The sequence below is a fragment of the Clostridium sp. Marseille-Q7071 genome (assembly GCF_965112025.1).
Genome location: NZ_CBCOPR010000001.1, coordinates 3232761 through 3245716, shown reverse-complemented (window position 1 = coordinate 3245716; position 12956 = coordinate 3232761). Strand labels below are relative to the sequence as shown.

Below are 12956 nucleotides of genomic sequence, written 5' to 3'. Positions count from 1 at the left end.
TATGTTGTAATTTGATTAAAGAATATAACAAATACATAGATATTAGATATAAAAATAATGTTCTTTGAAAATCATGGTTATTCTCTAGATCACAGATTAATGACTGGATGTATGGAACCTATATTTAGTACTAAAGATAGTTATAAAAGAATATATATTGACTTACCAGGCATGGGCAAATCAGAGAGTGCAGAATGGATTACTAGCTCTGATGTTATGCTTGAAATTGTAATTGATTTTATTAAAAAAATCATTCCAAATGAAAACTTTTTACTTGTAGGTGAGTCATATGGTGGCTATATATCAAGAGGAGTAATTTACAAAATGACAGATAAGGTAGATGGGGTTTTATTAATTTGTCCACTTATAATAGCAGATAATAAAAAGCGAAATGTTCCCGAACATGTTATTTTAGTGAAAGATAATACGGTATTGTCTAAACTGACATCGGAAGTTGCTGAACAATTTAATTCTATGGCAGTGATTCAAAGTAACGCAATCTATGAAAGGTATAAAAAAGAAATAATATCTGGTGCTAAAATGGCAGACATTAAATTTTTAGAAAGTCTTAAAGAAAATGGCTATGAATTTTCATTTGATGTAGATAAGATAAATAAAAAATTTAATAAACCTGCTCTTATACTGTTAGGTAAACAAGATTCCTGTGTAGGATATAAGGATGCATGGAATATCTTAGAGAATTTTCCGAGAGCAACTTTTACTGTATTAGATGGAGCAGGACATAATTTACAGATAGAAAAAGAAGAATTATTCAATTCACTAGTTAATGAATGGCTTATAAGAGTTGATGAATCATAATATTCTTATTTAACGCAATAAATATAAAAATCGAATAATTATTTAAAATGCTGTATTATTCAAAGTTGAATTTATGATATTTTTATCCTTATTTGAAAATATTTTGCGACTTTATGCTAACTTTAATAAGTAATTTATAATACTATTATAATTAGTTATATGCTGTTAATTAAAAATATTTATCTTTTTGGAGGTTAAAATGCGTACAGAACAAGAAATGTTTAATTTAATATTAGATATTGCAAAGAACGATAAAAGGATTCGTGCAGTTATTATGAACGGATCCAGAACAAATCCAAATGCTATAAAAGATATTTTTCAGGACTATGATATCGTATATGTTGTCCAGGAAACAAAATCATTTCGTGACCAGAAAAATTGGATTGACCAATTTGGTGAACGATTATATATGCAGTATCCTGAAGAAAGTTCTTACTATCCGAATGATATAGACAATTGTTATGGATGGCTTATTCAATTTACTGATGGAAATCGTCTGGACTTGCATGTGTCTACATTATCATATGTGTTAAAAGAAATTAAAGAGGACAGGCTTTGTAGAATATTACTTGATAAAGATAAATGTTTACCTAAGATGCCAAAAGAAACTGATGAAGATTATTGGGTAAAGAAACCAACAGAGTGTCAATTTTTTGATACCTGTAATGAATATTGGTGGAGCTTAAATAATGTTGCAAAGGGATTATGGCGAGAAGAAATACCATATGTAATGGATATGATAAATTATTGTGTTCGTCCTCAATTAATATGTTTATTAGAATGGAAAATAGGATTCAAAACAAATTTTACCGTTAGTGTTGGAAAATCAGGAAAGTATATGTATAGGTGGTTGGAAAACAAAGAGTGGAATACATTTTTGAAAACATATCCTTCTGGAAATATAAAAGATATTTGGAAATCAGTTTTTATTATGTGTGACTTATTTAATGATATTGCCAATGAAGTATCATATAACATGAGCATTATATATAACGAAATTGAAGCAAATAATAGTTTAAAGTTTTTAAAGGATGTTTACTTATTGCCAAAAGATGCAAAGGAAATATATTAGTTAATATTTAAGGGTAAATCTAAGTTTTGTTTGTACAAAACTTAGATAATTAATAATCTTGGGATATTACGAAGATAAATATAAAAATAAAATTAATTAAAATACCGTATTATTCAAACTTGAATTTTACGGTATTAAAAAATAAAAGTTATCTCAAGTATATTGAAAAATAGTTCAAAAAAATGGTAAATATGATAGACTTTTCTTATGAGTTAAGTCATAGTTGTATTTTATGGTGAACTAATGGTTTATCTAATTTTAAAATGTAATTAGAATAGGAGAAATAAGAGGTTATGGATATAAACTTTTGTCAAATTTGTGGTGAAAAATTAATGCTTAAACAAATAGGTGACGAGGGTATGATTCCCTACTGCAAAACATGCAATAAGCCTTACTTTAAGTCACCTGCTCCATGTGTCTTAGTGGTGGTAATCAATGAATATAATGAAGTTGTATTATTGAAACAGGACTATGTATCAAAAACAAACTGGGGGTTGATTGCAGGATTTATTACAGAAGGTGAAAATGCTGAAGAGACAGTATTGCGAGAAGTGAAAGAAGAGACGGGTCTTAATGTAAAATCATTTCAATACATATCAAGTTTTCATCATTCCTCACGTAATTTACTCATGTTAGGCTATTTGGCTTTTGTTGAGAAATCTGAATTTATTAAGTCTTGCGAAGTTGACCAGATTAGTTGGGTCTCAATCAATGATGCTAATTTAAAACTAAGAGAAGGCAGCATAGGTAAGCAACTCTTTAAAAAAGCAATAAAGAGTCTTAGTGAATAATTTTCTTATTTAACGACTAAAATATAAAATCAAATAATTTTTCTAAATACCGTATTATTCAGAAATGAATTTTACGGTATTTTTATGTGGTGATTTGATTATAGGATGAATTAATTAATAGAAATGTTCTTTGAAAGTTTATAATGAAATATTAGGGTAATATGTTATAATTTACTTATAATAGGTAAACAAGGTAAAGGTAAGCTTGAATTTTAACGAAGATAATTTATATTTTCTTAGGATAGGAGAGTGACATTATGAGCGATAAAAAAGTTGTTGTTATTTACAAATCTAATACAGGATTTACACGAAAATATTCAGAGTGGATTAGTGATACTTTGGGTTGTACCGCAATATCATTAAGTGAGGCTAACTCTTTGAAATTAAACCAGTATGATATCATTATTTTTGGCGGTGGTATGCACGCCAGTAAAATAAATGGTATAAAATTTATTAAAGACAATCTTTCTGCATTTAAAAATAAACAAGTTATTATCTTTGCAACAGGGGGAACAGCACCTATTCCTGAAGAAATAGAGAAATTCAGGAAAAATAATATTCCAGAAAATGAAAGTATACCATTTTTCTATTTTCAAAGTGGTATAAACTATGAAAAAATGAAAGGTGCAGATAAAATGCTGATGAACATATTTAAATTTATATTAAAAATGTCAAAAAGCAAGTCTGACATAGAACGAGGAACTGAAGAGGCAATCCAAAATTCTTATGATTATTCGAGCCGCGAGCAGATTGAGCCATTGCTGAAATATGTGAAATCTCTATAATAATTGATCTGGCTAACATCTTGTACATTTTTTGGGAATAGTATGTACAAGTAAAAATAAATACAAGATTAAAATATCGCATTATTCAGAGATGAATTTGAGATATTTTTTATGTCGCAATACCAATATTTTATGAAGTAAGAAAGAGAAAATACAAAGTGAATAAGATAAAATAATTAAAGGATAAGTATAGAGTAACAAAAATGAGAATGTAACAGTATAAAATAAGGATAAGTAACAATAACAACTAGATTAGAAAATAATGATTTAACAGCTACTTATAAAGTAAATGTAAGTAAGTAAACTAGTAGAAGAAAATAAGAACAATGCAATTTTAAGTATTTCTTTAGTAAATGGAGCTACAAAAGAATATGATGTAAACATGGAATAAGTAAATAAATTTATAGACTGGTATGAAGAAATAGTTAATGGTAAAGGGCCAGAATTATATTCCTTTGATAAAAAGATTAGTCCATATAAATAATATATGATAAGATAGCATTTTTTGAAGTAAGAGAATATGGAGTAAGTAAATAATTAAAGGTATCTAGGAATTAGGTGCTTTTTTATTCATCTTTTTATAGTACTTACAATAATCTAGGTGTTATTTTTGTGTATAGAGTTAAAAAGTAGTGAAAGGTATGAGGCTAACTAAAAAAAGAACAAAAATTATTATGGATTATAATACACCAATGTAACATAAATTAAATTTAGCTATAGATGATTATTGCAAAATATTACATACTACAGTAATTACATTAATCAATAAAACAATACCTAGCTTAGATGCTAAGATTGCAGAAAGGATTAAGGAGGAGAATACAAGGGATAGTTTAAAATAGTAAATGGAACTGTTAGGTAGAAGTAGTTTAGGGTTATATATTGTTAAAAAGCACCAATGTTTAAGGATTTGAATACAATAATCATATAATTACTAAAAAGGAAGAGATTAATATAATGGGTGGTTTTTACTATAAATTATGGGATAATTATCGGGGAACTTATCGAATTAGTCCTGAAGAGGCTATCCAAATTGCTTTAGAATATATTCCTCATGAATTAGTAGAAGTTGGATTAGGCACTGAGCAGGGCATATTAATTTATAAAGTTGGTATAAGAACTCCTGCTGGAATGTATGAAGTAAAAGTAGATACTAGGACAGGAAAGGTAATTGGAATTAGTGAGAAGGTTGAGTAAAGTAAGAAGGTATTAAGCAATTAATAGAAAAATACCAATATAAAAAGGGGCTTAACAGGATTATTTTTTATGATTAAAAGTGAGGTGAGGACGTAAAAAAGAAAATAATACCTTATACAAGATGGAATAAACACAACTTAAAATATGAATATTCCTTTTTAAATCCTCTATGTGGGAAATGGAAGTAGCGTAAGGAAGTTGGAACATATTATTTACTTTATGATGATATAGAACATTGTATAAAGTAAAGAAGATACAAGCAGAGGAATAAAAGATGGCAGTAAACTTTATGTACTTAGAGATACAAATGCTAAAGCAATATTAATAGAGTTGTTTTTATAGATAGTATAGACATAGAACCATATAAAAAAGTAGGTACAGAAAAAATGAACAATGAAATTGGAAAAGGAATTATAGGTAAACCTATGCCTAATAATAACTTATATTCTTTAGGTAGTAAGTACGGAGTAGTACCCTAAAAAGATGGTTTAAATATAAGAGAAGACAAAAGTACAAATTCTAAAATACTAGGTGTTTTAAAATATGGAGAAAAGGTAAGGGGTTATAGAAAAGAGGTTAATTAGATACACTAATTTTAGAGATAAAAAATACGAACTAAGTTAGCTTAGTTCGTATTTTTTATAAATTTTTCGTAATAAATCCAATAGTTTGTAAACATTATAAGTTACAATCTGGACTTGACGCCTTTCCAAATATGGGAACTGAAAAAACAGTTATCTGCATCTTGCAGCATTGTTTGAAAATCTCTAAAAGAAACCGTAAAATTAAAAAGATTTTTATCAAAATGAGGTCTTGAAAAGACATCTACATTTCCGATTACACCTCTTGGTTTCTCCTTCTTAGCTTCATTAAAAGGTATTCTAAATACAGATGCACAACCGGAAGACATAGGGGCAATGACTTCATCATATGTGTCTCGTCTAAAATAAAATAATTGTATAAGTGCCGAAAGCTGATCAGGGTTAGCAAAAAATGTTACTGTGCAAGGATTATCACCTTCCTCATAGGGTTTAATAATTATATATGCCTTTTGGTTTAATACATTTTTTGGTTGGTTTTCCAACATTCTAACTCCTGTTTCCGGATCTATTTTTAATTTTTCTCCTTTTGGAAAGCCTTCACCTTGACCACAAGACAAGAAATACCCAAATCCACCGGGCATATCAGGTAATCCGTCATAAAAGCCAAATCCTGACTTAGCGCCTCCGCAAGTTAAGTTATTGCAGTTTACAAGAATGGTTTCACCATTTATTGATTTGTTAAGCACTTTCATAGAGCACCCTGTTAAATTTTCTTTACATGCCTCAATCTCCGTATCACTTTGAATAATTGATAATGGCGGAAATTTCATATTTAATTCCTTCATAAGTTCTTTGATTTCCATATAAATAGCCTCCTTTTATCAATTATATATCTAATTATATATATAATTGTCCTTTTTATTTACAGTAGAAACAGAGTAGCAACAGTGAAATAGATATACGGCATGCAAAAGATTTTGAAAAAGCGAATTAACTCTGGTTACATTTTTTACCAGAAATCACGTTAATTTATTTATCAAAAAAGATAATATAAATCAAAGTTATAATGTTGCTACAAATTCAATACTGTATGTTCACATTAAAAACTATTTTATTGCCTATCACAGCTTTTTTATTATTGTAAAATAGGATGTATATGCAACTATTTTATTAAAATTTTTACACCTAAAAAATAGGTGTAAGATTTTAAACTTTCTTTTCCCTTCGCGACAACTCTACTAATGTTTCTACATTGCTTAGAATCATATTCAAAGTTTCTAGCATTTCATCATATCGTTGAGAATCTATACCGTCCATAAAAGTTTCGGTTGTATTGTGCAAAATATTCATGAGAGTCGGCATAAATTCAGAACCTTTTTGAGTTAAGTAAAGTTTATTATATCTTTTGTCTTCGCTATCAGTAGTTCTATAGATATAACCATGTTTCTCTAGTTTTATTAAAGCTTTTGCTGTAGTAGCCTTATCCGTCTTTACTAGTGAAGTTAAATCTTTCTGCGATATACCTTCATTTTGGTAAATGTTAATTAAAAAAAAATATTGCCCGCTCCCCAGTTCATATTCTTTTAATTTATGATTAATCAATATTTGCTGGTATCTATTTAGCACAGTTATATATTTTCCAAACAGTTCCCTCATTTTTACATCCTTTCAAAATTATATACAATTAAAGCTAAGTTTATAGTAGCATAAATAGAATGTACTTGCAACTATTTTGTATAAATTTTGTCTTACTAAAAGAGGTAGTACCAGCTAAGCTGTCACTAGAGGAAAGGACTTATTTAAAATTGTAAAATTAAATCCTATGAATTATTTTGAACAAAAATAATTGATAGTTATATGAATTATAAAACAATAGATGAATATAAAGAAGTTAAAATAAAAGAAGTAATAAAAGAGTATAAAATAATCTAAAAGAATTAAAAAAAGAAATCAAAGTTGATATATTAAAGTAAAATAAGAAGGGTGGTATCTAGAAATAGAGGCTACTTTTCTATTTTATAAAGGGAAGACCTAAATAGTTGTAGAATAAGTAAATAAAGTTTATTATTAACCGTAGCATAAGAGGTATTTAAATCATGACGCGAATAGATGACAACTAAAAAATTGAACTTTAACATATTGATATTATAAAAAGGATGGTTATTAGGAATTATACCTAGTAATCTTCTTTTAGTTTCCTACACTAAAAAAGCATAGTATCTAATATTTTTGAAATATTAATAATTTAACTTTGATTTTCATAATTTCAAATATCTACACCTTCACTAATTCTCCTACAATATATTTAAGCATATAAAGAAAAGTAAATAATTAAATTAATATTTTTAACTTGTGATTAACAATTTTTGGTTCATTATGTTATAATTAATTAAATTAAAAGTAGCTGATGATAACTATATTGTTATCATTAGATTTAAATATATTAATTGATAGGAGAATAATATTATGAATAATGAAGAGCAAAAAAAAGAAAAAGAAACTTCAAGTTTAGTGCTAGAAAAACTATTGCAATCTAGATCAATTGTAATTTCTGGAGAGATTAATCAAGCTTTAGCGGAAAAGGTAACTACACAACTTTTAATCCTACAAGAAATGGGAGATGAACCAATAAAATTATTTATCAACAGCCAAGGTGGTCATGTTGAAGCTGGTGATACAATTCACGATATGATTAAGTTTATTAAACCACCTGTTATTGTAATTGGTACTGGTTGGGTTGCAAGTGCTGCTATCACAATTTATCTTGCAGCTGAAAAGCAAAATCGTTATTCTTTACCAAATACAAGATATATGATACACCAGCCATTAGGTGGATTTAGTGGTCAGGCTACAGATATTGGTATTGAGGCAGAGGAAATATTGAGAGTACGTAAGAGGATTAATAGCATAATCAGTGAAGCTACTGGTCAATCATTAGAAAAAGTAGAAAAAGATACAGATAGAAATTATTGGTTAAATTCTTATGAAGCAGTTGATTATGGAATAGCAAATCAAGTTATTTCAAAATACGATGAGCTAACGAATCTATAATTTATTAGTATATTAATCTATATAATATAAAACAACAAGTCTTATAAATAAGGCTTGTTGTTTTTGTCTTTATTAGTATTTATGAGTATAAACATACTCATAAATATCTTAAGTTTTCCATAAACAGTATTCAAATTTAAAAGGGAGGCAAAAGCCTCCCCCATTTTATTATTAAGTCAAAGGACTTTCAATAAGCGTTGTGAAAATAAATGGATGATTATGACCATCATCTACTGTAGTAACACCTCTTACTAAGTGAACATGTTTACCATTACCAACATCAATAGCTAGTCCTGTAATTACACCTATTTCATGATGGTGATTTAAGAAAAAGTCAGTATTCACTAAGATAGCGTGAACATGAGAGTTACCCATAGGAATAACTTGGCTTGTAACACCAGCAAATCTATGATTATGCCTATCTTCTCCTTGTTCAGCTAATTGAGTGCTTCCTAAGAATTCATGAACGTGAGTTTGACAATCATCAGTATTTTCATTACAATTACAACTTTTAAATCTTAAGCCTTCATCTGACATGACGGTACCTCCTTATATGCTGTTTAGTAAATAAAATTTTCACATTGTTAAATTATTTAGAAAGGTGTGAGAGATGTGGCAAAGAAAGCAAATCCATAGATGCCTATCTTTCAATTGTTAAGCTAATTTAGCACTTTCTAAGAGTTTAAGGATTACTAATATACATTGTTATAGTAATAATATTTATACCTTAAGAGTTCATCTAACGAACACACTTTCTTATATATATAAATATTCACAAAATAAACTTTTGATACTATGTGAATGTTTAGAAAGTTGTAAAAAAAGTGTATGGAGAGCACATAAAAGATTCTATAAATAATATATTCTCCTTTGATAGGCTTTAAGCCTATCTTTTTTATATATTTAAAAGCTAGTTTATGAAATATATTTTTATTAAATTTATAACAACATAATATCCATTTTTTCATTTAATATAGTTTACATAATGAAAGGAGGGATATTATGTCAGAAAAACAGGAAATAATACAAAAGATTGAAGAACTGAGAAACTTAATGCATTTGTTAATGAACCAAAGTGAGACATTGACCAACAGTGAATTAGTAGAAATTAGCCAAGAATTAGACAAACTACTAAACCAGTACAATAGACTTTTGATGAGTGAGTAGATCTATACATTGCTCAATTACTAGAAATTAGGTAAGGTACTTGATTAAGATAATATTCTTAATCAAGTACCTTATTCAATTAGATTAGGACAATGTGTATAGATGACCGGTTCTAAAATTATATATATGTGAAAATAATTGTATTTTTTAGTATTATAATTAGAACTGTTGAATTCATAATTCGCAATGCAAAATTCACAATTGTGGGTATTTCTTAGTAGAAGCTGAGAAATTTAAAATTGATTATTTTTGAAGTTACGAAGTAACTTCCTATGAAAAACTAGCAACTGTAGTATCTCCATAGTATTAGCTAAATTTATTAATGTTGTTCCAAACTATACTGCACCTCAGGGGAACCTTAAAGGGCTTCCCTACTGTTCCCCTGAGGTGAAAAAGCTATCAATTGTATTGGTAGTAAAAAATCTATTAAAGAAATTAGTTTTAATTAAAAATAATTTCAACTTTAATTGTGAATTGAAATACTTAAGGGTGTAGCTATATTTAGCTACACATTAATTTTTAACGTAGTTTATCTGTATGGATACAACGTGAAAGCTTAGAATATAATCTGAAAGATAAATTTTCTATAAAAATAGTTTAACTCTTTGAAAATTGAGAATTAATAGTTAAAAATACGAATTTAGGATAAAATTTACTAAGGGTGAATTTATTTGTATGGTTTATCTTTTATAAATCAATTTATAGCGAGTTAATTCTATAAAAATAGGTTTTCAATATGAATGTTTAATATCCATATTGAAAACCTATAGAATTTTAAATATTTAATATAATTTTCAATCAATTCTATCATTGATTATTTTGAGCATATTTAATACTAAATTACTGGAGTTATTAGCTGATATTTTCTCAAAATTATCATAGCTAATATGTGCATCACAATCAGCATTATCAGAAATACTTCTAATCACAATAAAAGGAATTTTATTAATATAGGCTACATGTCCAATTGCAGAACCTTCCATTTCAACGCAATGAGGAGAATAATTTTTTATAATTTTACTTTTTAACTCATTATCTGATATAAAAGCTTCACCAGTTACAATTCTTCCAACATGATAATTAAATTCTTTTATCTTCATGTTTTTATAAGCTTGTATAGCAATTTCTACTAATAAGTTGCTTGTTTCAAAATGCTCAACGAAAGGAAACCATCCTTTCATCTGCTCCTTACGAACATCATGATAAGTAACATTGTTGGAGATTACTATATCACATATCTTAACTTCATTATTTAAGCTTCCTGCTATACCAGTATTAATTATACTAGTAACTCCAAATTTATCAATTAGTATTTGAGTGCAAGCTGCTGCATTAACTTTCCCAATACTGCAAGAAGTTAACACCAAATTTACATCTTTAAAAACTCCAATATAAAATTTAAAACCAGCATAAATTTCTTCCTTTAATATGATTATGCTATTTTTGATAAGTTCAATTTCTAAATCCATTGCCCCAATGATACCTATAGTTTGCAAAGATCATACCCCCCTTAACATTACATAATAATTAACAGTTATGATATATTTTATATATGAGTATATCATAATTTTAAATATATAAATGTTAAAATCAATATATTAAACTAAATAAAATGAAGATTTTAAGTATATAGGGGGAAAGGATATGTATAGCATTCTTTTAATTGAAGATGACTGCAATTTATCTAAAGAGATAAAATTAGCACTTAACAAGTGGCAGTTTAATGTTGAAGTTCTGAAGAATTTCGAAAATATAATGGAGGAATTTATATCCAGTAATCCTCATTTAGTTATTATGGATATAAATTTACCTTATTTTGATGGGTTTTATTGGTGTAAAAAAATTAGAGAAATATCTAAAATCCCAATAATTTTTCTTTCTTCTAGGGATTCTAATATGGATATAATTATGGCAATTAACAATGGGGGAGATGACTACATAAATAAACCTTTTCAAATAGATATTTTGATAGCAAAATTAAATGCTCTTTTAAGAAGGACCTATTCCTATGGAGATGAGAAGGGACATTTTATAAGCTATAAGAATGTTATGTTAGATATAGAGAAAGGAATTTTAATATATAAAGATGAAAAACTAGAGCTTACCAAAAATGAGCTTAAAATATTAGTTGTATTAATGAAAAATCAAAGAAAAATAATATCAAGAGATAAGCTTATGATGAGCCTTTGGGAGAATGATGAATTTATAAATGACAATGCTCTAACTGTAAATATCAATAGGCTTAGAACAAAGATTAGGGAAATAGGTATTGAGGAATTTATAAAAACTAAGAAAGGCTTAGGATATATAATAGAATGAATATCTATAAATACTTAAAAGAAAATAAACTTTTTATCTATTACCAAATAGTAATACTTATAACTTTAAATTTATTTATATATAGTAATACAAGTGTAAATAAGGTTTTAATAGATATTTTATATATAAATTTTTTAGTAATTTCAATATTTCTCATTTACATATTTATTTCCTATAAAAAATGGAATACAAGATATAAAGAATTTAAAAAGTTAGTAATAGAATCTAGTGATATAGGGTGTTTAGATATAAAGGGAGAATCAACTCAAGATGAAATTATAAGAGATATTCTAATTTTAAAGGATAGAATAAAATATGATGAAATTAAAAGTTTAAAGGAAAACATAGATGAAATTAATGAATATATTTCAAAATGGATTCATGAAATAAAAATTCCTATTTCTGTTTGTGATCTTATAACAGATAGATTAGAAGATATAGAGGCTTCAAGAAATATAAAAAATCAAATGGATAGAATTAATTTTTTAGTAAATCAAGTATTATATAGTACTAGAGCAAATAGCTATTCAGAAGATTTGTTAATACAGGAACTTTCTTTAGAAAAGATTGTACGAGAAGGGGTTAAAAAGAATTCGTATTCTTTTATAACTAATAAAATTGATTTAGAACTTGATAATTTAGATTACAATGTTCTTACAGATAAGAAATGGATTCTTTATATACTAGATCAAATAATTAATAATGCTATTAAATATTCTAGAGAAAATGGAAAAGTTGAAATTTATAGTGATGAAGATGAAAAAATCATTAGCCTTCATATTAGGGATAATGGTATAGGAATATTACAAGAAGATATAGAGAGGGTTTTCAATAAAGGATATACAGGTACTAATGGAAGAGCAAAAACCTACAAATCTACAGGTATGGGATTATATTTTTCTAAGAAGATGGCAGATAAACTAGGGCATAAAATGAAAGTAGTATCAAAAGAAAATGAATTTACTGAATTCATCATAAGTTTTTATAAAATATCAGATTATTTTAATATTACAAAAATGTAACTTTAAGAGCTATAAAGTAACCTAAAGAGAGGGAAAATATTTTTCTGTTAGATTAAACTTAAAGTACAGAATAGATAAACTACGCAAAATGTAGAATTATTATTGAAATCAATTTTTATAAATTAATTTCTTCAAATGGACTTTTCCATGAAAGTAATTGTGTTACTCCAAAAAAATTACTTTAAAACTTC

At 27.0% G+C, this 12956-nt stretch carries 14 protein-coding genes and 1 pseudogene; 11 read left to right on the top strand and 4 right to left on the bottom strand.

Translation table 11 applies throughout. From position 1 onward, the window contains the following. Positions 1-57: 57 nt before the first annotated feature. The 7 genes and pseudogenes from ACWPW7_RS15365 (at position 58) to ACWPW7_RS15335 (ending at position 5248) form a co-directional block, all read left to right on the top strand. Positions 58-819 (top strand): alpha/beta fold hydrolase, encoded by a 762-nt coding sequence (locus tag ACWPW7_RS15365; RefSeq protein WP_454054218.1) that lies wholly within the window; start codon positions 58-60, stop codon positions 817-819. Between the two features lie 199 nt (positions 820-1018). Next, positions 1019-1891, top strand: a complete 873-nt coding sequence (locus ACWPW7_RS15360) for an aminoglycoside 6-adenylyltransferase (RefSeq protein WP_454054217.1) — start codon at positions 1019-1021, stop codon at positions 1889-1891. A gap of 293 nt (positions 1892-2184) precedes the next feature. Next, complete coding sequence (locus tag ACWPW7_RS15355) at positions 2185-2682, top strand: NAD(+) diphosphatase (protein ID WP_454054216.1); 498 nt, start codon at positions 2185-2187, stop codon at positions 2680-2682. Between the two features lie 257 nt (positions 2683-2939). Continuing rightward, positions 2940-3467 carry a flavodoxin domain-containing protein gene (locus ACWPW7_RS15350; RefSeq protein ID WP_291562254.1) on the top strand — a complete coding sequence of 176 codons (528 nt, stop codon included), beginning with the start codon at positions 2940-2942 and terminating at the stop codon, positions 3465-3467. A gap of 237 nt (positions 3468-3704) precedes the next feature. Continuing rightward, a pseudogene (locus ACWPW7_RS15345) lies at positions 3705-4004 on the top strand (Ig-like domain-containing protein); the annotation flags it as partial. Between the two features lie 420 nt (positions 4005-4424). Continuing rightward, positions 4425-4664, top strand: coding sequence for a PepSY domain-containing protein (locus ACWPW7_RS15340; RefSeq protein ID WP_454054215.1), 240 nt, complete (start codon positions 4425-4427; stop codon positions 4662-4664). 494 nt (positions 4665-5158) lie between these two features. Beyond that, positions 5159-5248, top strand: a complete 90-nt coding sequence (locus tag ACWPW7_RS15335) for a hypothetical protein (RefSeq protein WP_454055520.1) — start codon at positions 5159-5161, stop codon at positions 5246-5248. Between the two features lie 101 nt (positions 5249-5349). Here the strand turns inward: ACWPW7_RS15335 and ACWPW7_RS15330 are convergent, their stop codons facing one another. After that, the gene (locus ACWPW7_RS15330) at positions 5350-6069 is read right to left on the bottom strand and encodes a DUF169 domain-containing protein (RefSeq protein WP_454054214.1); all 720 of its coding nucleotides are present in this window, start codon (positions 6067-6069) and stop codon (positions 5350-5352) included. A 343-nt stretch (positions 6070-6412) separates the two neighbouring features. Continuing rightward, positions 6413-6862, bottom strand: coding sequence for a MarR family winged helix-turn-helix transcriptional regulator (locus tag ACWPW7_RS15325; protein WP_454054213.1), 450 nt, complete (start codon positions 6860-6862; stop codon positions 6413-6415). 810 nt (positions 6863-7672) lie between these two features. Between ACWPW7_RS15325 and ACWPW7_RS15320 the strand changes: the two genes are divergently transcribed. Beyond that, a complete protein-coding gene (locus ACWPW7_RS15320) occupies positions 7673-8257 on the top strand; it encodes an ATP-dependent Clp protease proteolytic subunit (protein ID WP_454054212.1) in 585 nt (194 codons plus the stop codon). A 171-nt stretch (positions 8258-8428) separates the two neighbouring features. On the opposite strand, the gene ACWPW7_RS15315 is transcribed toward ACWPW7_RS15320, so the two are convergent. Beyond that, positions 8429-8794 (bottom strand): YmaF family protein, encoded by a 366-nt coding sequence (locus ACWPW7_RS15315; protein WP_291562263.1) that lies wholly within the window; start codon positions 8792-8794, stop codon positions 8429-8431. A gap of 465 nt (positions 8795-9259) precedes the next feature. Here ACWPW7_RS15315 and ACWPW7_RS15310 point away from each other — a divergent pair, with 465 nt between their 5' ends. After that, positions 9260-9424, top strand: coding sequence for an aspartyl-phosphate phosphatase Spo0E family protein (locus ACWPW7_RS15310; protein ID WP_039629872.1), 165 nt, complete (start codon positions 9260-9262; stop codon positions 9422-9424). A gap of 794 nt (positions 9425-10218) precedes the next feature. On the opposite strand, the gene ACWPW7_RS15305 is transcribed toward ACWPW7_RS15310, so the two are convergent. Further along, on the bottom strand, positions 10219-10920 hold the full coding sequence (locus ACWPW7_RS15305; RefSeq protein WP_454054211.1) for a 5'-methylthioadenosine/adenosylhomocysteine nucleosidase: 702 nt from the start codon (positions 10918-10920) through the stop codon (positions 10219-10221). Positions 10921-11068: 148 nt separating this feature from the next. On the opposite strand from ACWPW7_RS15305, the gene ACWPW7_RS15300 reads away from it, so the two are divergent. Both ACWPW7_RS15300 and ACWPW7_RS15295 read left to right on the top strand, forming a co-directional pair. Continuing rightward, on the top strand, positions 11069-11743 hold the full coding sequence (locus tag ACWPW7_RS15300; protein WP_454054210.1) for a response regulator: 675 nt from the start codon (positions 11069-11071) through the stop codon (positions 11741-11743). Next, a complete protein-coding gene (locus tag ACWPW7_RS15295; RefSeq protein WP_454054209.1) occupies positions 11740-12765 on the top strand; it encodes a sensor histidine kinase in 1026 nt (341 codons plus the stop codon). Before ACWPW7_RS15300 ends, ACWPW7_RS15295 begins: the two co-directional genes overlap by 4 nt. Positions 12766-12956 lie beyond the last annotated feature (191 nt).

Coding starts and splice junctions, on each gene's coding strand:
- ACWPW7_RS15365 (WP_454054218.1), top strand. CDS start 58: ATGTTCTTTGAAAATCATGGTTATTCTCTAGATCACAGATTAATGACT.
- ACWPW7_RS15360 (WP_454054217.1), top strand. CDS start 1,019: ATGCGTACAGAACAAGAAATGTTTAATTTAATATTAGATATTGCAAAG.
- ACWPW7_RS15355 (WP_454054216.1), top strand. CDS start 2,185: ATGGATATAAACTTTTGTCAAATTTGTGGTGAAAAATTAATGCTTAAA.
- ACWPW7_RS15350 (WP_291562254.1), top strand. CDS start 2,940: ATGAGCGATAAAAAAGTTGTTGTTATTTACAAATCTAATACAGGATTT.
- ACWPW7_RS15340 (WP_454054215.1), top strand. CDS start 4,425: ATGGGTGGTTTTTACTATAAATTATGGGATAATTATCGGGGAACTTAT.
- ACWPW7_RS15330 (WP_454054214.1), bottom strand. CDS start 6,069: ATGGAAATCAAAGAACTTATGAAGGAATTAAATATGAAATTTCCGCCA.
- ACWPW7_RS15325 (WP_454054213.1), bottom strand. CDS start 6,862: ATGAGGGAACTGTTTGGAAAATATATAACTGTGCTAAATAGATACCAG.
- ACWPW7_RS15320 (WP_454054212.1), top strand. CDS start 7,673: ATGAATAATGAAGAGCAAAAAAAAGAAAAAGAAACTTCAAGTTTAGTG.
- ACWPW7_RS15315 (WP_291562263.1), bottom strand. CDS start 8,794: ATGTCAGATGAAGGCTTAAGATTTAAAAGTTGTAATTGTAATGAAAAT.
- ACWPW7_RS15310 (WP_039629872.1), top strand. CDS start 9,260: ATGTCAGAAAAACAGGAAATAATACAAAAGATTGAAGAACTGAGAAAC.
- ACWPW7_RS15300 (WP_454054210.1), top strand. CDS start 11,069: ATGTATAGCATTCTTTTAATTGAAGATGACTGCAATTTATCTAAAGAG.
- ACWPW7_RS15295 (WP_454054209.1), top strand. CDS start 11,740: ATGAATATCTATAAATACTTAAAAGAAAATAAACTTTTTATCTATTAC.